The organism is Enterovibrio norvegicus, from assembly GCF_002876705.1.
In the GTDB taxonomy this organism is placed as follows: Bacteria; Pseudomonadota; Gammaproteobacteria; order Enterobacterales; family Vibrionaceae; genus Enterovibrio; species Enterovibrio norvegicus_B.
This window is the reverse complement of record NZ_MDAG01000013.1, coordinates 250,758-271,767: the sequence shown is the minus strand read 5'-3', so window position 1 is coordinate 271,767 and position 21,010 is coordinate 250,758. Positions and strand designations below refer to the sequence as shown.

The window sequence follows — 21,010 nt, the reverse complement described above, 5'->3', positions numbered from 1 at the left end:
GGGGAGTCATCCCCGCTTCTTGAACATGGATGATTGCCGATGGTAGATAGCGCAACCTTTATCAATTCTTATGACAGCGAGCACTGGCAGGCTCTGCTGGCCTCGTCACGTGAGAATGATCTCGGCGCATTTACGTCTTCTATCACTCGGCTTATCTCAGCACTTGATGAGAAAATTAGCGAACAGCTTTCGTTGGTAATCCAAGAGCCGCAATTTAAAAAACTCGAATCCAGTTGGTTAGGGCTACAAAGCCTTATCGAATTGCCTGTTTCAATGCGGCGCATCAAAGTAAAGATGCTCGATGCGACGTGGCAAGAAATTGCGAACGATGTGAGTTTATCTTTTGATGTATCTCAATCGACGCTATACAAGAAAACTTACTCTCAAGAACTTGATACTGCGGGTGGTCAACCTTTTGGCTTGTTAGTTATTGACCATCGTGTTCATCCAGATTTTAACGACGACAGCGATTACGATGATCTCTATACGCTTCAGTTACTGTCTGAAGTGGGCGAAAGGGCATTGTGCCCCATAACACTTGGCGTGGACCCTTACTTCTTTGGCGATCAGCCAGAGCGCCAAATGCATGACAATGCGCGTATTGCTCGAATTTTGGAAAGCGATGACTACCGCTCGTGGCAGTTGCTGCGTAAAAACCAATCAAGCCGCTTTCTCCACCTGGTATTGCCTGAATATAGCCAGCGTTTGCCTTGGCTAAATTATCCCGCAGGATTTGTATTCAACGAAATTCCGCTTTCAGATCCCGTGTTGTGGGGGAATCCTGCATATCTACTTGCTGCAAATGTGCTACGCGAGTTTGACCGGATTAGCTGGTTTGGTTTCCTGCGTGCCTATGACGAAAGTGCAAATCATGGCGCAATTTTGTTAGAAAAGCGCAATCAATTTGCGCGTGTTGATGTGTTCAGTGAAGAAGATGGATTTTGGTCTGAGCAAGGCTTTATCGCGCTAAGCAGTTTGTATTTGAGCGGGCAACAAGGGTTTTTCTCTAACCAGTCCGTATGGAAAGCGCCTGACGAAGCAAGCCGGTTACTGGGTATGCTTCAGACCAATTTAATGGCATGTCGTTTTGGTCACTACATTAAAGCGCAGCTTCGTGACCAAGTGGGCAGCTTCGATAGTGCAGCAGATTGTAAACGCAGCTTAGAGCGTTGGATTCAAAAATACATTAGCGAAGTGGATTATGGTGATGATGCCATTATGGCGCGCTATCCACTAAAATCCTGCGATATCGCTCTGGTTGAAGACGCCTCTGACCAAACGCGTTATCTCTGCGAAATTCGCCTTCAACCTCAGTATCAATATGAAATTCTTGATGCTCAAATCGTGCTTTCTACGGCTGTTTCCTCAAACGAAGTGGGAGAGAGCGTATGAGCTTGACCATGAAATTGAAACAACAATGGCGAGGCGATCTTGATGATGCGCGTGACGCCATTATCGCCCACATTTCCTCGTTAATTTCTGGACGCGCCCCGATTTGGACTGGGGACAATGACGCGAATTCTCTCAAGGGCACCATTGCGACCCTCGGTATGCAAAATATCTCTCGTTCTCAAAGCAAAGCGAACAGTGAAGTGGTCGGAGAAGAAATTCGACAGCTCATCAAAACGTTCGAGCCGCGTTTGTCTGCGGTTGATTTAGAGGTCAATGAAGACACAACAGCCAATAACCAACTCGAATTCCGCATTACCGCGATTATGCACACTGACCAAGGTGATGAGACGGTCGTTTTTGATTCGTTTTTAGATTTCAGTACCAGCACACTTGATGTAAGGAAAACGAACCTTGTCTGATTCTCTGCTTGCCTATTTTGAACAAGAATTACGCTTTATCCGCGAAGAGGCTGCGGCGTTTTCTCAGCGCCACCCAGGCGCGGCAAGCTCGCTCGGTATTAACAAAGAAACCGTTGATGACCCACAAGTTGCGCGGTTGATTGAAAGTGTTGCATTGCTTAACGGCAAGCTGCAAAAACGCCTCGATGATGCTTATCCAGAATTCACTGAAAGCTTGCTACGCTTGTTGTTCCCACACTACCTTCGTCCTGTTCCTTCATTTGGCATACTCAGTATTGATGTTGGAGATGATGCAACCGCGCAGCACGTGATTCCGAAAGACACTGAATTCGATGTGTCTGATGACAATGGTCATCACGCTGTTTTTCGCACCACGCAAAACGTAACGCTTAACCCTATTTCGTTGTCTGGTGTCGATGTGGCGATGGCACCTTTTGATGTTGCAAAACCCCGCGGTGCTGAACAATCTAAAGCGATGCTGGCTTTTTGTTTTAGCGCGTTTGATGAAGGCATGCCTTTATCGACGTTATCGATGTCTTATATTGACTTGCAAATGCAAGGCGATCCGAACTTGATGTTACGCCTTCATGACATGGTGTTGTCCGGCATTGAGCAAGTTGTTGTTTCTTGGGACGGGGGGGAGCGCATTCTCGGTAAAGATGCGCTCGAAGTGGTGGGGTTTGACAATGAGCAATCCACACTGCCGTATCTCGCGAGCAGCTTCTTTGGTTTTAAGCTCCTCACTGAATTCTTCGTTTTCCCTGAACGTTTCCATGCATTGCGGTTGAATCTAGGCGATGCCGTAAAGCACATTGACGCTCATAGCCTGACGATCAAACTCTTCGTTGAAGATCTCGAAGTGGATGTGGCGCGTGCCATCGACAAATCTCACTTCACACTGCACAGCACGCCTATTGTTAATCTCCATCGTGTTGTAGCAGAGCCGGCACGCATTGATTTCACTCAGTCTTCCTATCCGTTGACGATTGATGCCAGCAATCCGAACGATTTATCCCTGTTTTCTATCGTGAGCGTCGACGATGTGGATGAACGCGGAACCACGTCTGTTCCTGCGTTATACAGCGACCAATATCAGGCATCAAAAACCGGTTATCGCTGGCAGTTGTCAGAGCGTGATACCGAAACGGGCGAAACGGAATACCGGCTCAAGGTCACGGATACGCGCAATGAAAGCGCTGACAGCGAACCTCGAACGTGGCTGGTCACGACTCTGTGTTCGAACGGGCGACGAGCTGCCAAACTCAACACCAAAAGCCATATTCAATGCCGTGAAACCATTACCATTCCTGGTACGGCGCGATTGAGCCGCCGACCAACTCAGCCCGCGCCAAAGAAAGATCTCCAGAACAGTTCTTGGGTATTGCTTTCGCACCTGCATTTTAACTATCACGCCATTTTTGGTGCTGAAGATCCTGTTACGCAACTGAAGTCATTGTTCTCGCTGTATAACCACCAAGAAAGCCAACAAATCACGGCCTACATTAACTCCCTGGTGGCGATCGATACCGAGCAAGTGGTTGCGCCAATTCGTGTTTCGGGCAAAAGCTGTTTTGCTTATGGCACTAAAATCAGCGTCACGCTCAATGCGAATGAATTGGTTGGCGGCATTGAGCTTTTTTCCCATTTGCTCGATCGATTCTTTGCGTGCTTTGCAGGGTTCAACAGCTTCACGCAAGTGGATATTTTGATTGAAGGACAAGACGGCGTGTTCCAAGCCTTTCCGAGGAGGTCGGGATGCAAAAGTCTTCTTTAAAAGGATGGGTAGAGCACCCGTATCTTGCGTCCTTGCAAAGCAGTTGGCAGTTGGTAAAACACCACGCTCAAGCGCAAGGTGTGCGCCCGAACATTCGATTTAAAGCGGCGCGACTTCCTGCGTATTACCACTCTGAAATTGTGTCTGTTGAACGCAGCATGAATGATGATTGGCAGATCACCACCTCGTTGCCGGGGCTGTCTGGCGCGAAAGGGGTGATGCCGCGAAGCCTCTATAAAGAAGCCATTCAAGCGGTGTTTGACGAAGAAGATCACGCGATGGCGGACTTCTTCGACAGCTTTAACAACCGGTACTACCGTTTGCTCTGCCAAACAGAAAACAAACATAACTTATCTGCGCAATGCGAAGAAGAAACCTTCGATTGGGCAAGCTACCGACCGTCGATAACACGTTTGCTCATCAATTTACATGGTGCAGTAGGAAGCGTTGAAGGCATTCCCGCTAGCCATTTCGTGCAATACACAGGCCTGATCGGCTTGAAGGTTACTTGCCCAGAAACACTCCGTTGCATGCTTGAAGACTATTTTGGTTATCCGTTTGATGTGGAGCGCAGTTCACTTTCTTATCAACCCATTAGCCAAGATGCGCTCATACAAATCGGCATGTCAGGAAAAAATCGTGCTTTGGGTTTTGATGCATTAATCGGCAAGAAGGCAGCCATGGTGGGGCAAAAACTCGACGTCAAAATTCGACCACAAAATTACGACGATTACCGCGCTATTCGTCGCGATAAACGCCTTGTCTCTGCCATTAACCAAATGGTGACGCAATACATTGGCGTGAACCTCAAATTTCGCTTGTTGATGAAAGTCGATGGGCAGTTTCTCCCAAGACTATCGCTCTCGGAGACGCAGCAAAAAGGGCAGCAATTAGGCCAGTCAGCTTGGATAAGGACGCAGGATAACAAGATGACATTTGTAGAAATGCCACTGAAGGGATAACGGATACCATTATGATAAACATCGAACTACAGAATCTGGTGAGAAGACTGGCACCGGGTGTGAAATCTTCGCTTGAGGCTGCGGCTGGCGATTGTATGGGACGTACGCATTACGCTGTAGAACTAGAACATTGGTTTTATGAGCTCATTAAAGACTCAACCCTTGGCTGGCACGCGGCAGTCAATCAAAGCAATGCCTCAAAGTCGACCTTGCTTGAGCAGCTCGATCAGAAACTGTCTTCGTATGCACGTGGAAATGATGCTGCTCCGTCGTTGTCTCCAGCACTGATTGAACTGTTGAAAGATGCATGGCTGCTCGCGTCACTTAATCAATCCCAAGCGAGTGTGAATGACTTTCACCTGTTACTGGTATTGCAGCAACGCATTTCCCAAAGTGCTTATAATGGCCCATTGAGCAATTGGATCTCCGAACTGTCGTCAGAGTGGCTTAAAAGTAAAGCGAATGAAGTCTCTGGCGGTAAATTAGGTGAGGCATCCGCTACGGGCGGCGCACTGGTAGAAGCAAGCGATGCAGGAACTGCGGCGTTAGACAAGTTCACTCACAATCTCACCGAGGCCGCGCGCAACGGAAAACTCGACCCTATCTCTGGCCGTTCGAGCGAAATTCGTAAATCTATCGATATCCTTTGTCGCCGTCGTCAAAACAGCCCAATTCTTGTGGGTGACCCGGGCGTCGGTAAAACCGCCATTGTTGAAGGTCTTGCACAACAAATCGTTGATGGAAACGTCCCGCCAGTCTTGGCAAACGTTGAGCTGCGCAGCTTAGATCTCTCCCTTCTGCAAGCGGGTGCCAGCATCAAAGGGGAGTTTGAAAACCGCCTTAAAGATATCATCAACGAAATCAAACAATCTCCGACGCCGATCATCATCTTCATTGATGAAGCACACACGCTGATTGGAGCGGGTGGTGCGGCAGGTCAAAATGATGCCGCTAATATCTTGAAGCCAGCATTAGCACGTGGCGAATTTCGTTCATTGGCCGCGACAACGTGGGCGGAATATAAGCAATACTTCGAAACCGATGCCGCACTGACGCGTCGTTTTCAAGTGGTTTCTGTTGGCGAGCCAAACCAAGAAGATGCCATTCAAATGTTGCGTGGCGTAAAAACGAGCTTGGAAAAACACCACAATGTAAAAGTGCTGCAAGAAGCCATTGAAGCGGCGGTGACATTGTCAATTCGTTACCTCCCAGAACGTAAATTGCCAGATAAAGCCATTAGTCTGCTGGACACGGCATGTTCACGAATCGGCTTGAGCCAAAGCGCAACGCCACAGCAACTTGAAGGCTTGGCAGAACAAATTCGTTACACCAATAACGAGATAGACTCTCTTCGTCACGAGTCGGCATTGTGGTCGATTGAAAGTGATCAATTGGCGAAAGCTGAATCGCGTTTGGTGTCGTTGCAAACAGAACACGACGCCTTAGAAAAGCAGTGGGAAGAAGAAAAAGCCTTGGTATCGAGCATTCTGGATCTTCAAGATTCTTTGGATGAGAAATACCTAGATGGCGAAGATATTTCTGCATTGCCTGAGCGTAAAGAACTTGACGATAAAATGACTGAACTGCGCGATATTCAAGGTGAGCATGCCCTTGTATTGCCACAAGTTAACCAAGAAACCATCGCCGAAGTGATTTCACTGTGGACGGGGATCCCTGTCGGCAACATGGTGAAAGAAGAAGTCGAACGCTTGATGCACCTAGAAACGCATATTGGTCAGCGTGTGATAGGCCAAGTTGCCCCTATTGATGAGATTTCAAAAGCGATTCGTATGTCTCGCGCGGGTTTGACTGACCCACGTAAGCCAGTGGGCGTGTTCCTTATGTGCGGGCCGAGTGGTGTGGGTAAAACGGAAACGGCGTTGGCACTGACAGATCTGTTGTACGGCGGTGAGCAGAACATCACCACGATCAACATGACGGAATTCAAAGAAGAGCACAAAATCTCCATGCTGCTGGGTTCACCCGCGGGTTACGTGGGCTTCGGGAAAGGCGGTGTGTTAACAGAAGCCGTGCGTAAGAATCCGTATTCCGTGCTTTTGTTGGATGAAATGGAAAAAGCCCACCCAGGTGTGCATGACCTGTTCTACCAAATTTTTGATAAAGGCACGATCAGTGACAGTGAAGGCCGAGAAATCGACTTTCGCAATACCATTATCATCATGACGTCCAACGCGGCAGACAGTGCCGTGGTTGCCGCCTGCGCAACGGAGCGTCCTTCTATTCCAGATTTGACACAACGCATCTTCCCTGAACTCCAAAATTTCTTTAAGCCAGCATTCTTAGGGCGCGCCACCGTGGTGCCGTATTTCCCGTTGAATGAAGAAGAGATGGCATCGATTGCCAAGTTGTCATTGAGACGCATCGAGAAGCGAGTTTCGGCGCATTACGGCGCAACCTTTGAGTACGCCGTTGATGTGATTGAGCAGCTCGTGATGCGTAACCATTCGCCAGAAACCGGTGCGCGAGCGATCGAGCAAATCATTAATCGAACCTTGATGCCTGAACTCGCCAATCAATGCATTACACGTATGAGTGAAGGTGAGCCAATCACCGCCATTCGCGTGCGCGTTGATGGCAGTCAATTCGGTTTCGATATCGACTAAAAGAACGGCTTAGAAGCGGTTTGAAGTACGGCCAGTGCCAGAGAGTAACAAGGGTACTGGGCGAAAATTGTAAGACGTTAAGGATGATGTATGAGCGCGGCACTGTTTAATCAAGAACAGATCAAATGGATTAAAAGACAGGTAAAGATTGCGATTGTCTGTGGCGGTGAAAAACACCAATCAGATAACTATATCTATGAAAACCTGAGCCCGCGCTCGACCAAAACATATCGCCTTGTTGCAGAAGACATTGCTGACGCTATGCACTCGGCGGGCTTTCGACGAGTCTCGTTGCTCGAAGAAAGTATGAAGCTTCCGCGACAACTGAAAGATGGTGAGTTTGACCTTGTGTTCGCAAATAGTGGCGGTTTGCAAGGTTTTGACTCCATGTGTCATTTACCTTCCATGTTAGAAATGCTAGGTGTCCCTTACGTGGGTCACGCCCCCATGACGGCGGGTTTGCTCGACAACAAATTGATGTTCAAAAATGAGCTCTCTGCGCTTGGTATTCCAACGGCTCCTTTTATTACACTGCAACCAGAATCCCCATTTTTTTCCGACTCTCAAGTACGAATGCTTGATCATATGGATGCAGATTTTGGACAGGGCTACATCGTGAAACCGGTTGTTGGACGTGCATCTATCCATGTGCATCCCGTGTTCGATCGTGATGATTTGGTGAATGTAGTGAATCAAGTGCATGCTGCGACGAACAATGCAGTCATCATCGAGCCTTATCTTTCGGGTGCAGAGTTTGTTGCAGCTGTCATGGGGCCGGTTGTTTACCGTGATGGCGAGCTTGAAGAACAAGACCATCCGTTGGTGTTTTCTGTAACGGAGCGTTTGCTGGCGGATGACGAGCTGATTTTTACGTCGATGGATGTATGCCCGATAACGTCTGATCGACTCAAGGCAGTGCTAGATGAACAATTGAAGGCTGATATCTCCGCGTTAGCGTGTCAGATCTTTCGTGCCTTCAATCTCCAAACCCTGATTCGCGTTGATCTTCGAATGGACAAAAAAGGGCGACTGTTTGTTCTTGAAGCTAACCCGAAGCCCGACCTGAAATCGCCAAAAGACAGTGAAGTTAATCTGGTGAGTTATGGGTTAAGCCGCGAAGGGCTGGATTATGAATCGTTAATCCAATCACTATTATTTAATCGGCTACAGCAGCTTCACCGATACAGACCGACAAACGTTTCTCATTGTTTAACGGCAGCCTTTTCTGAACTGGGTTCAGAAGGAGGTGGGTGTGAGTAATTTATCGAAAAACAGTCGTGTATTCTTCGGCATTTTGTTGCTCGGACTTTCTCTGTCTCTCGTGGTGTTTGTTGGGTATGCGCAAACATTGAAAAGCTATCAGGAGCAAACGCGAGAAGCGATTTTGGCACAAGCTGAAGTGGCTAAACTCAACATCGAGCAAATTTTAAGTTCCGGTGTGCCGCTGCAAGACATTGCCGGCCTTCAAACCTTGTTATCGCCAATTGCTGATACCGATCCTTCCGTTGTTGACCTGCGCTTAACCTCGGGTGAAACCGAGCTTTATCGCTACACGAACACGGTGATTGAGGGCAACTTGATCACTATTCCTCTTAATAACAAATTCTCACGAGCAGGCTCGCTAGATATCTTGCTGAGTGATGCGCCAATAAAAGAAAAAGTCGATGCGAGCTTCCTAATACTTTTGTGGGCCATGGTGATTTTGCTTTCTCTGTTTATTTGGTCTGTCACGCTTAATCAAAGCGGTAGCCGATACCTAAAAAGCTTCTCTGTGATTTTTTTGACCATGACGATGTTGGTGGTTGTTTTGGTAACGGTGTTGCTTAAACAAAGTCTCGAAAACAAAGCTGACTCGATGGCGAATATCATCGGACATCGCCTAGCGCCTGTGCTGCAAGCAGACATAGATCCAGCCCTAGTGGGAGGCATGGATACGATGTTGGCGGATTTCATCCGTTCAAACAAAGAAGTGGCGTCATTGACAGTTTTTGTTGATGAAAAGGTGGTAGCACGCAGTGAAGATAATCAACACAGCCAAGTGTTATCAAAACTTGCAGAGTATGAAAGTGAAGATGACAGAGGCAATGTCGTTCACATCGCTTTCCACCCAGAAGTGCTGCTCGGGCAGCTTCTCAAAGTATTAAAAAGCTTTGCCATTTTGTTTGGCGGTTGTGCTTTTGTTTGCTTTGCCTTTGTGAAACTGCTGAGTAAAGACGCGGCAGTCAATGACCAGAGCAAAGATGATGTGCTGGATAAGATAAAGCCACTTCTGTTGATGACAGTGCTCATGGAAGCGCTGATGGCACCTATTTTGCCGCAATTCATTGAGCAAGTGGCAATAGACGCTGGATATACTGATGCAGCGGCTTCTATTTTCTTCTCTCTCTATTTCCTTGGTTTTACGCTCACACTGTTACCCGCGTCGAAAGTGGCAGAGTATGCCGATAATCGACGCGTCCTGTTTGCTGGAATTTGCCTCGCGGCGTTGGGCAGTTTGGCGATATTTTTCAGCGACCACATCACTGTATTGCTTTCTGCAAGGTTCATCTCTGGTGTCGGGCAGGCAGCGGTGTTTATTGCGGTTCAACAATATATTTTGTCTTACAGCAACCAGCACAATAAAACGCAAGCCACGGGCATCATTGTTTTTTGCTTTAATGCGGGGTTCATTGCAGGCGCAGCATTCGGTGCTCTTTTGGCTGATATGTTGGGGGTTCATGGCATTTTCGCTCTGTCAGCGATGATTGGCTTTGGCATGTTTTTGTTCGCGCAGTGGTTACCCGCTTTGGTATCAAAAACAGATATGCAACGACCTGTCTCCAAAGTCATGATGGTGAAGAACGCGGCAATGGAACTCGCCCGAGATTCTGCCCGCTATCTTCGCAAAGCCTCTTTCCTACGCACGCTATTGCTCGTTGGCATTCCTGCAAAAATGTTGCTAACGGGTGTTGTGTTTTTTGCCGTCCCTTTGCTTATGGCCGACCAAGGCATTGCTAAGGAAAGTGTGGGCCAGGTGCTTATGACTTACGCCATTGTGGTCTTGTTCGTGAACGGCAAAGTCACCCCCATGATAGACAAAAAAGGTAGTGCCAAGCTGTCATTGAGTGTGGGCAGTTTTATTACAGCGTCGGCTTTGCTGACTCTTGGCTGGGGGCTAGAACGAGATGCAATGTCAATGACAGTTCTTGTGACCACGTTTGCGATGATTTTGTTGGGTTTGTCCCATGGCCTGATCAACGCCCCGGTTGTTACGCAAATTGTTTCCAGTGTACCGAATGATGAAGAAGCAAAAGCGGCGGCGACCTATCGTTTCCTCGAACGAATCGGGCATGTAACAGGCGCAATGCTGATTGGTGTCCTCATTACTTCTTTCAGTGTCAGTTTGAGCTTCACCTTATTGGCTGCTTTCTTTGTGTTGGCGGGGCTTGTTTTCTTCCTAACGAGTACAACCAATGCTGACCGACAGGCGATGAACGAGGTGCAATCATGAGCACATGCTGTCTTCTGAAGAACAATATGATTTGGGCATGTGTTTTGAGCTTTGGTTTGTTCTCAATGTCCTTACGAGCGACACCATTGGATTGGCCTGAATGGATGGGAGAAACGGTAAAACTTGCCGCAAAAGACGATTGGACCTTCGAAGGGACAAATGGCGAATTACAGATTTCCCCACGTAAGTCCGCGCCCACCGTTTGGGTCATTGTTTCGCGAAAAGCGGCATCGTATGACACGGCGTTGCTGACCATGCTAAACGTATATAAACAAGAATTCGACAGCATTTCGTTCAATGTGGTTAAGCTGCCTGAAACAGTAGATGAGCTGAAACAAGTGTTGGATTCTGCTGATCAGCAAGCACAATTGATTTATACCGTGGGTTCAAAAGCCACGGTTGCAGTACACACGTTATATCAGGGTGGGAAATTGCCTGTCGTGTCAGTGAATGCGAAAGATCCTGTGTTAATGGGGCTTATCGATGACTATCGAGGATCTGGTGACAACTTTGCATTCACGTCGCTCAACCTTCCTGCCAACGTCACATTGAGTTTCTTGCTGAAATATATGCCAGAGCTGTCTCAAATTGGCGTTTTGTATGCTCGTACAAACAAAAGCGCTTATCTCACCCAGTTTTTACCCCTCCAAAAAGAAGCCGAACGCCGAGGTATTCGTGTGCTGGGCTTTGAAGTTGATGAATCTAATGAAGAGCAAATGCTTGAGCGGGTCATGGCATCAGAGATCAGCGCCCTCAAATCACAAGATGGCAATTTAGATACCACTCTTCTTTGGTTAACAGGCAGTTCTAGCTTACTTGCACGTGTTGATGAAATTAATGGTTTATCCCAAAACTTGCCGCTGTTGACTGTAGTCCCAGAAGCGGTCAATGGCGAAGAGCACAGTGCATTAATGTCGGTAGGCGTGAGCTTTGTGAACAACGCTCATCAAGCTGCGCTTTATGGCATTCGTATTCTTCGCGATGGTGAAAATGCGGGTGGATTACCTGTCGGCGTGATTTCACCTCCCGATATTTCAATCAGTTTTAGACAAGCAAAACGCCTAGAAAAAGCAGTGCCGTTAGTGTTGCTCGAAATGGCGAGCGATGTGTATTCAGAAAACGGCAGTGTTGTGCGTTCTCAAGGCATGAGTGTGGAGAGGCAATAATTGAGAGCAAAAAAAACAGTTAGACACGTGCTCATCACCACCGCATTGATGGTTATGTTTTCAAGTCTTCGGGTGAGTGCTGATACCGGTCCTGAGCGACTGTTGCTGACAACACAGGAATGGTTTCCTTATCAATATCAAGAAGAAGGTGAAATGAAAGGGCCCGGGGTTGAATCTATAAAGTGCGTAATGAAAGCGTTGAAACAGCCCTATCAACTTACGATGACGAAATGGGATAAGGCGCAGTTGATGGTGGAAGTGGGCAGTCAACACGGCTTCTTTCTCGCGTCTCAAAACGCCATTCGTGACACCTATGCCGTGTTTTCAGCGCCGATTGACGAACAAAAGTGGAGTTGGGTTTTTCTCTCCGATGCCACAGATGTTGGCAGTGAAAAATTCAAAGAACACGTTGAAGTGGCGGCGCTGTTTGGGTCAAACAAATGGTTTTGGTTACACAAGCAAGGTTACCGCGTCGAGCGCAAGCCGCGTTCACCCGATGCACTGCTTGAATTGCTGCTCAATGGCGAGGTCGGGGCCATTTTGGCTAACGATGCCGTGATTGATGAAACGATAAAAAAACAGGGTGTCAGCTACCGCGCGATTTCAAAAAAACGGATAAAGAGCAATCCGTTGGGTGTGTATTTTTCTCGAAACTTTGTCGAGAAGTACCCGCAATTTATGGATTCGTTTAATTCTTCTGCCAAGAAATGTACGGGAAGAGGCTATGCCGCTATCAATTAGGATTATTAGTTCGCCCTCTGGTGAGACCGTTTCAGAGTGGAATAAACAATTTCCAGAAGAAGGCGGCGAGATTGGTCGTGCCTACGGTTCGACGTTACAACTCAGTGATGCAAGTCGAGAGATTTCAGGCACTCACGCAATGATTAAAAAGTCTGCGCGTGGCTACCAAGTCGTAGATAACAGCACGAATGGTTTGTTCATCAATGGGGCGCATAAGGCCCTGGGAAAAGGAAATCAAACAACGTTAACGGATGGCGATGTGCTCAATGTGGGGCAATACCGTTTGCTCGTGTCTTGCTTTGTGCCCGAACAAGCTGCTGCCAGACACCCCTCGTTAGCGGGCTCACAAGGTATGCCGTTCAGTGATGATCCGTTTGCAAATGCGCAGCAACACGAGCCGGCTCAGCAGGCTACACCTCGATTTAATACTGCCGCGACAACGCAGTCAATTAATGGGCGGCAAGGCGCATCAGCGTCTCAACATCGCGCTGCTTTTCAGCAAAACGCGTTTGATGCTGACCCTTTCCAAGAAAACACGTTTGCGACACCGCAACATGAACAGGGCAGAGCGCCTTTGAAAACGCGACTACGCCCTGAACAAAGCAGCGGATTTCAGCAAAACCAATCTGGTTTTGGTGCGCAGGATAAAGGCGGGTTTGGTGAAAGCGGCATGCATACAGATGATCCGTTTTCGAATGCAAATTCGACTTATTCGTCACAGCCATCTGACGCAGCATCTCCTTCAGCGCCATATTCAAAACAATCACAATTTTCCTCACAAGAGCATATGGATGCGACTGCTGACTTGTCGCACGGGTTCTCTGATGATCCTTTTGTTGATGGTGATGACAACTTCCCTAGTTTTTCGGCGCAAACTGAAGATGTGTTTGAGCCTGTAGGGCAGAACCATAGGTCTGTTGCTGAATATGTAACCCCTCGAGAACATGAGCAGCAATGCGTTGAAAAGGCGATGGAGTTGGCGTTAGGACGCTTACTCGAAGAGCTTTCCCCTGATACGTTAGAAGGCATGTTTAACGATCTTGTTCGTCCCTCTTTTTTTGGTCGAAAACCCAAATATTGGGACATGTACAAACGGTACTTTCAACGACAGGTGACGAACAGAGATTGGCAAATTAAGTTCGGGGCGTATTTCAAAGAGTCTTACCGCATGTTGAAAGTGGGGGACAAGTAACGATGAAAGCACTGCTTGTTCCTTTTCTTTCTTTCGGGTTGTTAGCCGGGTGCAGTTCGTCTGTTTCCGTCAATCCGATTGATTGGTTCAGCGATGATTCACCACCGAAATTCACCGTGGATATTCGGGCAGAAAGCAACATTAATCCTAATGTGGATAACCTACCCTCACCCGTTGAGATTCGTGTTTACCAACTGGCTGATAGCGAAGCATTTAATCAGGCTGATTTCATTCAACTGTACAACGATGACCAAGGTGCATTGAAAGCAGGACTGCTGTCCAAGCGCTACTTGCCGAGCGTCATGCCCGGGGAAACCCGCACAGAAATTATTCCCGCCAATGCGGAAACTAAATTTGTCGGCATCATCGTCGCGTTTGCGAATTATCGAGAAGCCAATAACAAAGCAATTTTCACATCGTTTGGGCATAGGTCTCAGACCATCACGCTGCAATTGGATGGCATTAACCTGACGATGACAGGGACAGAGGATTAAACCGTGGACATGAAAAAGGTCGTTTGGAGTGAGGGCATGTTTCTTAGCCCTCAACATTTCCAACAACAAGAGCGGTATTTAGAGCATTTCGCAAAATCATATTGTGGGCAAATCGCGCCAAAAAACTTTGGACTGTCGGAGCTTGAATTTGACGCTTCTGTGCCCAAAATTGGCAAGGTTGGCGTGAAAAAAGCCAAGGGGATATTCCCTGATGGTACACCTTTCGAAATGGCGCAAGGTTTGGTACTAGACATTCCTAAAGGCACGTTGAATAAACGTGTATATTTGGCGGTCCCTGTGTATCGCGCGGGTGTTGTTGATGTGGGCCAAGGTCAGCATATGCGCAATATACCTCTGGAATTTCAGGCCTATGATACGAGCCGAGATCACAGCGAAGCCGTGCCGCTAGAAGTGGCGCAACTGAACATAGTCCTAAAGCTAGAAGGTGAAGATCTGCAAGATTACACCTTACTTCCAGTGGCCTTTGTGTCGGAACATAAATCGGAAGGTGAAGTGTTACTCAACAAGGCATTTGTTCCTGCTTGTTTGAGTTTTAATGTGTCGGATTATTTGAAAGATTGCGTATCAGAAATCTATGCGCAAATGCAGTATCGCGCGCAAACCATTTCTAATCGTCTTCAAGTCGACAGCGGCAGTAAGAGTTATCAAGCACTGATGCGTGATTACCTTTGGCTGCAAACCTTGGGCGGCTGGCTACCGAAGATTCGCCATTGGCTAGACACGGGGGCGTTAACCGCTGAAGCGCTCTACCTAGAGTGCATTGCTATGGTTGGCCAAATGCAAGGGCTGGAAGGGCGAATGCCAGAGTCGTTTCCGACCTGGAACCCCAACGCCATGTACGATAATTTTTCTATTGCATTCGCTGAAATGCAAGTGCTGTTGCGTGAAGTTCAATTGGATAATGTCACTACCTTGCCTTGGGACACTAGCCTGTTTGTCTCTCGTCGCCTGCTTCGCACCATCGTGAAAGATCGCGCGCTCTTCAACAGTGGTCGCTTCATTGTCGTTGTGTCATCCGACGATCTGGGGGCGGTCGAGTTGGGTGAACAGTTCTCTATGGCAGCCAAAATGGCAGGAAACAGTGACATTGCCGATCTTGTGCGTAATGCGCTGTCTGGCGTCGAACTTCGCTATTTACCTGTCGCACCGACAGAGTTGAAATCACGCAGCAACGCCGCGTACTTCGAAGTGAATATCCAATCGGATCTTTGGCAGTCTCTCGTCAAGAAAGATGAACCCATTGCGCTGCATATTGATGAGCGTGTGGGCAATGTCACTGTTGAAATCCATGTGATCAGGTAGGCAGTGTATGAGCGGACTCTTTAACGAAGAACCCACCATTGTTGTCCGTCGACAGCAATTGGAAGTGCAAACCCAGTCGGCACCTCAAGAAACGTTGCCTGAATTGGGTGACAGTGGTCAGCTGATAGAAAATCTAGCGGTCTATGGCAGCCCGTTGTTGAACGCCGCAACGGAATTGCTTGGCACGTTAGTGACCTTGCCGCGGCAAGGAGAGCCAAGAGATCTTGAGCGGTTTCGCCAACAAGTGCTAGATGGAATTGCTAACTTTAAGCGTCGCGGCTTGTACCTTGATTATCACCCCAGTGTAATTGATAGAGCATGTTTTGTACTGTGTGCAACCTTCGATGAAATCATTCTATATACCGAGTGGGGACAACGGGCTCGATGGGAGAATCATTCCTTACTGAGCAAGGTGTTCAATCAGCGTAATGGCGGTGAAGTGTTCTTTGTGCTGTTGGAAAAAGCTTGTCAGCAGCCTGCAAAACTCGCGGACTTTATAGAGCTTCAATACGTCCTGATCATGCTTGGTTTTAAAGGTCGCTATCGCCATGTTGAGCCGGGTGCGCTTCATGACATTAAATCTGACGTTTACGGCATTCTTCGTCATTATCGCGAAGAATCGCCGCTTCCTATTCCGCGAACTCCTGAATTAAACACACACACACAACCGAAAAAGCCATTAAGCATAGCGAAGATAGTTACAGTGTCTTGCGTGTTACTGGGTGGTGGATATTTCGCGTCTGAATATTGGTACCACACCCGCAGCGATGCGCTGCTCAGTCAGTTTGCTACCCTCGATTTATCAGAGGTTAATTTGGCAAAAACCAACCAAGATTTGGTGTATGTGAGCACGGAACAAGATTTGGGTTTGTTGCCATTGAATGAGACTGAAAACGTCGAAGCGACGACGCCTGCTTCGGTCACTGTGGTTTGGGAAATTCTGCTTGCTGTGTTCTCAGAGTCTGCGGATGCGCTGAGGCTTTCTAATAACCTTAGCAAGTCTGGCTATGACACGTATTCCGTTGAATCAGATTCAGGAATAGAAGTCATCTTAGATGCTGGTAACAACCTGAAGGCAATTAAAAAACTAAAAAATGAACTGAACGTTCGCTACGGATTGAATGCGACGATCAGGAGGGCGCAGCAATAATATGAAAAAGGCATTCTTACTATTTTTGCTCGCACTGTTACTTTCAGGTGCATGTTTGTTTGGCTGGTGGGTGTTTCCTGTCGATTCCAGTGTTTCATGGGCACGGATGGCGTTTCTTATCGTTGCATTTGTCTTGCCTTTTCTGGTGCTGGCTTTTGGTCTTTTCTCTAAGCCTAAAACCGAAGAATCTATTCAAAAACACGATCAACAAGTCTTGCTCGAGCAAGACACGAAAGCGATTCGAGACATCTTCACGGCGTCGACCAGAAAAATTAAAGGTGACGGTAACCGTAAGTTGTCGAGCATGTATTCGTTACCTTGGTATGTTCTTATCGGACGCCAAAATAGCGCCAAAAGTGCGTTACTTCGTCAAAATGACCTCGAACCTGTCATTGATGTTCAACTGAGTGAAACGGACGCCACACAATATCTGCGCTTTTGGAGCAATGACCAAATCGTGGTGATTGAAGCAGGGCATCGACTGTTTGATTATGATGGTATCGATCCTGCCTTGTGGAAGGTGTTGGCACAGCAATTAATGAAATACCGTCCAAGACAAGGTTTAAACGGTGTGTTGACGGTTGTGGAAGCCAATCAGTTGATCGAAGCCGACAAGAAAGATGCCCAAGCGTTAGCGACAACCTTGCAAGATGCTGTGCTCTCTTTGTGTGAGGCGCTTGGCATCAACCTTCCCGTTTATAGCGTGTTTACCAAAGCAGATACGATTGCCGATTTCGTGCCTTTTTTTGAAAGCTATTCTGGGAGAGATGTCGACAACCCGTTCGGTATCACTTTATCAAATGATGACACTCGCCGTTTCGACACCATTCAGTTTGATGAAAAGGTAAAACTGCTGCTCAAAGATCTGGCTAAACAACAAATGACCTTGCTGCGAAATGTCAGCAACGAACGCACGGATTCAGTGCTCGCATTGCCTTACCAATTGCGTATTTTCTTCGATCAAGCACGCGTATTGATGGCGGATGTTGGTCGCGAAAATCGTGTTCGTAGCGCAGTATGGGTTCGCGGTATTTATCTCGCATCGAGTGGTCAAAGCGGCAAAGAGTTGGATTTACTCACTCAGGTTGTCGCCGAGCGTGCAGAATTCAATGCATTGGTGCGTAGAGACCAGTTGCCAGGACGACGTGGTTACTTTGCTGGTCGTTTGTTCTCGGACGTTTTGCTGCCAGAGCGCAAAGTCACGGCCATGAACCCATTTCGTCAAACGCGCTATTTGTTGTCGCGAGCTGGCATGGTGGTGGTGGCATTCATAGTGATTAGCGGCGTGTCTGCCGCAATGAAAGAAAATTGGGATAACGATGAAACTTGGCGCAGTAAGGCGTTAACCCAACTAGGCCTTTATCAAAATGACATTCAACGATTAGCCAAAGAATCACACACGGTCATTGATACGATCTCAGTCTTGAGTGAGCTTAGGGGGGTGGTGAAAGAAGGCGTAACACCTCGTCCTTGGTACAACCAAGTGAGTGTTCAACAGCAAGACACCGCAAGCAAAGTCTACAACACCTATGAAGAGCAACTTCACTTGTTCTTGTTGCCTCGTATTGAAGAATTGATCAGCAATGAGTTGTATGTGTATGTGAGTCTTGGAAATCCAACCCGTATTTTTGAGATTCTGCGTTACTACAAAATGTTGTTCAACAAACAGCAATTGGATAAGGCAGCGTTGATTTCCTATTTACTGGAGAACTTAGAAGACCAAGGTGAAGCGTCCATGAGTGATGTGAAGTCGTTGTCTTTGTTGTTGGATGATTTGTTTGAAAGCCAGTACGACCACGCTATTACGCCAAACCAAGAACTCATTTCAGTGGCATCGAGTAATCTTGACGGCTTGTCACCTGAGCGCTTGATCTATGCCAGATTAAAGAGCTTGCCAGCTTATCGTGCCCAGGTGGATGTTCGACGACAATTAGGCGACAAATTCGACGTTTTGTTTACTTTCTCTGATGGTTTCCATGGCTATGTGATGCCCGAAATTTTCACTAAGCAAGGGTATGACAGCCTTGATCTCTCTGCCAATTCGCCAGTGCTGAAACAGCAGTATGAGGAGTTTCGAGCCATTCAAGGTGAGCTGTCACCAGCTTCTATCCCTGAAATGACGGCGCTCAGTAAGCAGATCCAACGTTTATATTTTTCGGATTACATCTATCGCTGGCAAGACATTCTCAACAACATTGAGGTTCGACAGTTTGCCTCTACCAATGACTTGAGCTATTCACTTCGTCTTTCACGAGAGCCATCGAGTGGCCCTTTGCTGGATTTGTTAGATGCTATCGTGGTCAACACAACGCTGGCAAAAGAAGAAATAGGAGATACAACAGCACTTCAACAGGGCGCGAAGGTTCTCAAATTGGGTAAAGTTGCGAAAGCCGCAGATAAGGTTGGCAGTGTGGCAGGTGACAAGTTGTTAAAACTTCAGCCTTCTTATGTTGTGAATGAAACCTTCGCAAGCTACAGCGCTTTCTTAAAAGGGCTGGGGGATGCGAAAAGCCCATTGCCTGTCGATGCACTCATCGCACAGTTCGACAGCTTAAATACCTACTTTGATACGGCGTTGACGAGCCCTGACCCAGGCAAAATCATGATGGATTATGCCATCGCCCATGCACAAGGCAGCCAAGATGCTTTGGTGTTGTTTGGTCGCCAGTCAAGCAAAGCGCCAGCACAAGTGGCGGGTTGGGTAAAATCCATAGAGCGTCAGTCGTGGCAGCAAGTGATTTACGCCAGTGCGGGGTACTTAAACAAGCAGTGGGATGAGCAGGTCTATCAATATTACGCAGCAACCGTTGCTGGGCGTTTTCCATTTGCGTTACAAGGGCGCGGAGAAGTGGCTATTGATGACTTTTCAAGCTTCTTTAAGCCACAAGGCAAGCTAGATAGTTTTATCGATCAGATGCTTGCGCCGTTTGTGTATTGGGATAACGGCTTGTTGAAGTTACGACAAATTGATGGCCAAGCCATGCCTATCTCGGCATCGACCCGTGATCAGATTAAGAAAGCCAAAACCATTAGCGAATTGTTCTTTGGTTCAGCGGGACAAGAGCTGGCGCTACAAGTGTCGTTGCGTCCAAGTTCAATGAGTACTGACGTAACGGAGTTCCAGATTCGCGAGGTGGAAAACGTATTCAGTTACCGTCATGGTCCGAGAGTATGGAGAAATGTGTCTTGGCCGTCGATGGGGATTGATGGCTATCTAAGTACGAGCTTTTACCAAGGAGACAATCGCTTGGCGACCCGCTCTTACTCAGGGGAGTGGGCGTTGTTTCGGGCGATTTTTGATGGGGTGACGAGCTCAACCAGTGATCGTCGAATCAACAAACTAAACTATGAGGTAGACACACATAAAATCGTTCTCGATTACACCCTGCAAGATAGTGTGGTTGTACTCGATAAAGATTTGTTCACGCAATTCTCATTGCCGAGGAGACTTTGATGACACCTAACCATCTCAAGTTGCTAGCGGAAACCCTTGCGATGCAGGAAAGTTGGCAAGTCGGGAAGGTGCTGGACCGAAAATTCACGTTAACAAAAGCGCTGAGCTCAAAGCCCGTTCCGAATGCGTACTTGGCGACAGAGATTGAAACCGGTGACGCTGTGGTGTTGCGCAGGTGTGCACCTGGTTCAGAGAGGTCAAGTTTAGAGCGCGAGTGGGAGGCTTTATCTGCATGCAAAGGTGAGGGTGTTCAACAGGCTCTTGCGCTTTATCCTGCAACACGGTTTATTTCGGTGGAATACCATCCCGACATGGTTCCATTGATTGAACTGAGTCCGCATCAGGCTGAGACGTTTACCGCCTTGCTGCCAGCGTTATTGAAAGCGGTGCGACACTGCCATCAGGCCGGGTGGATACATGGAGACATTAAACCTTCGAATGTGCTGTGGGATCCAACAGGCAATGGCGTGTGTTTGATTGATTTCGGTGCGGCATTGCCGATCGGGTTGTCACGCAAAAACCTGACGTCATGGCATATGAGTAAGGGCTTTTCATCAGACGCACAGGCAAAAGGTGAAGGTGTCGTCCAAGCGTCTGATGATTGGTTCGCGTTGACGCGCTGGTTGAGGCAAATGGATAAGACTGAGTTGTCAGAAACAGGGCGACAGCGAATTGATAAGACCATGGATTGGCTACGAAAACAGCCATAAATCTATTCTCTCCAAAATAGTGCGGTGTAGATTTATTCGCATGACGTACCGGTCGTTTGAATATTGAACGATTTTTGGGTGTTTACTCGCGGATTTATTGATCAAATTCTTTGTTTCAG

At 47.6% G+C, this 21,010-nt stretch carries 15 protein-coding genes; all 15 read left to right on the top strand.

Annotated elements, in window-relative coordinates:
- The first annotated feature begins 39 nt into the window (after positions 1 to 39).
- The 15 genes from BCT27_RS08740 (at position 40) to BCT27_RS08670 (ending at position 20,891) form a co-directional block, all read left to right on the top strand.
- A complete protein-coding gene (locus BCT27_RS08740) occupies positions 40 to 1,392 on the top strand; it encodes a type VI secretion system contractile sheath domain-containing protein (protein ID WP_102395571.1) in 1,353 nt (450 codons plus the stop codon).
- Positions 1,393 to 1,400: 8 nt separating this feature from the next.
- Positions 1,401 to 1,811, top strand: coding sequence for a type VI secretion system baseplate subunit TssE (gene tssE, locus BCT27_RS08735; RefSeq protein WP_371976680.1), 411 nt, complete (start codon positions 1,401 to 1,403; stop codon positions 1,809 to 1,811).
- Positions 1,804 to 3,585, top strand: a complete 1,782-nt coding sequence (gene tssF, locus BCT27_RS08730) for a type VI secretion system baseplate subunit TssF (protein ID WP_102395570.1) — start codon at positions 1,804 to 1,806, stop codon at positions 3,583 to 3,585. The genes tssE and tssF overlap by 8 nt, the downstream gene beginning before the upstream one ends.
- Positions 3,567 to 4,547 carry a type VI secretion system baseplate subunit TssG gene (locus BCT27_RS08725; protein ID WP_102395569.1) on the top strand — a complete coding sequence of 327 codons (981 nt, stop codon included), beginning with the start codon at positions 3,567 to 3,569 and terminating at the stop codon, positions 4,545 to 4,547. The genes tssF and BCT27_RS08725 overlap by 19 nt, the downstream gene beginning before the upstream one ends.
- An 11-nt stretch (positions 4,548 to 4,558) precedes the next feature.
- Entirely contained in the window at positions 4,559 to 7,171 is a 2,613-nt protein-coding gene (gene tssH, locus BCT27_RS08720) for a type VI secretion system ATPase TssH (RefSeq protein ID WP_102395568.1), read from the top strand.
- A 90-nt stretch (positions 7,172 to 7,261) separates the two neighbouring features.
- Complete coding sequence (locus BCT27_RS08715) at positions 7,262 to 8,431, top strand: D-alanine--D-alanine ligase family protein (protein WP_102318688.1); 1,170 nt, start codon at positions 7,262 to 7,264, stop codon at positions 8,429 to 8,431.
- Positions 8,424 to 10,661 (top strand): MFS transporter, encoded by a 2,238-nt coding sequence (locus BCT27_RS08710; RefSeq protein ID WP_102395567.1) that lies wholly within the window; start codon positions 8,424 to 8,426, stop codon positions 10,659 to 10,661. The genes BCT27_RS08715 and BCT27_RS08710 overlap by 8 nt, the downstream gene beginning before the upstream one ends.
- A gap of 65 nt (positions 10,662 to 10,726) precedes the next feature.
- Positions 10,727 to 11,827 carry an ABC transporter substrate binding protein gene (locus tag BCT27_RS08705; protein WP_422385950.1) on the top strand — a complete coding sequence of 367 codons (1,101 nt, stop codon included), beginning with the start codon at positions 10,727 to 10,729 and terminating at the stop codon, positions 11,825 to 11,827.
- A gap of 54 nt (positions 11,828 to 11,881) precedes the next feature.
- On the top strand, positions 11,882 to 12,568 hold the full coding sequence (locus tag BCT27_RS08700; protein WP_338417996.1) for a substrate-binding periplasmic protein: 687 nt from the start codon (positions 11,882 to 11,884) through the stop codon (positions 12,566 to 12,568).
- On the top strand, positions 12,552 to 13,760 hold the full coding sequence (locus BCT27_RS25830; protein ID WP_241908540.1) for a type VI secretion system-associated FHA domain protein: 1,209 nt from the start codon (positions 12,552 to 12,554) through the stop codon (positions 13,758 to 13,760). Before BCT27_RS08700 ends, BCT27_RS25830 begins: the two co-directional genes overlap by 17 nt.
- Positions 13,761 to 13,762: 2 nt before the next feature.
- Positions 13,763 to 14,254 (top strand): type VI secretion system lipoprotein TssJ, encoded by a 492-nt coding sequence (gene tssJ / locus BCT27_RS08690; protein ID WP_102318685.1) that lies wholly within the window; start codon positions 13,763 to 13,765, stop codon positions 14,252 to 14,254.
- 9 nt (positions 14,255 to 14,263) lie between these two features.
- On the top strand, positions 14,264 to 15,577 hold the full coding sequence (gene tssK, locus BCT27_RS08685; RefSeq protein ID WP_277869476.1) for a type VI secretion system baseplate subunit TssK: 1,314 nt from the start codon (positions 14,264 to 14,266) through the stop codon (positions 15,575 to 15,577).
- A gap of 7 nt (positions 15,578 to 15,584) precedes the next feature.
- Positions 15,585 to 16,727, top strand: coding sequence for a type IVB secretion system protein IcmH/DotU (gene icmH / locus BCT27_RS08680; protein ID WP_102395566.1), 1,143 nt, complete (start codon positions 15,585 to 15,587; stop codon positions 16,725 to 16,727).
- 1 nt (position 16,728) lies between these two features.
- Positions 16,729 to 20,181: a type VI secretion system membrane subunit TssM gene (tssM, locus tag BCT27_RS08675; protein ID WP_102395565.1), complete on the top strand. Its 3,453-nt coding sequence runs from the start codon at positions 16,729 to 16,731 to the stop codon at positions 20,179 to 20,181.
- Positions 20,181 to 20,891 (top strand): protein kinase domain-containing protein, encoded by a 711-nt coding sequence (locus BCT27_RS08670; protein WP_102390184.1) that lies wholly within the window; start codon positions 20,181 to 20,183, stop codon positions 20,889 to 20,891. Before tssM ends, BCT27_RS08670 begins: the two co-directional genes overlap by 1 nt.
- Positions 20,892 to 21,010: the final 119 nt, after the last annotated feature.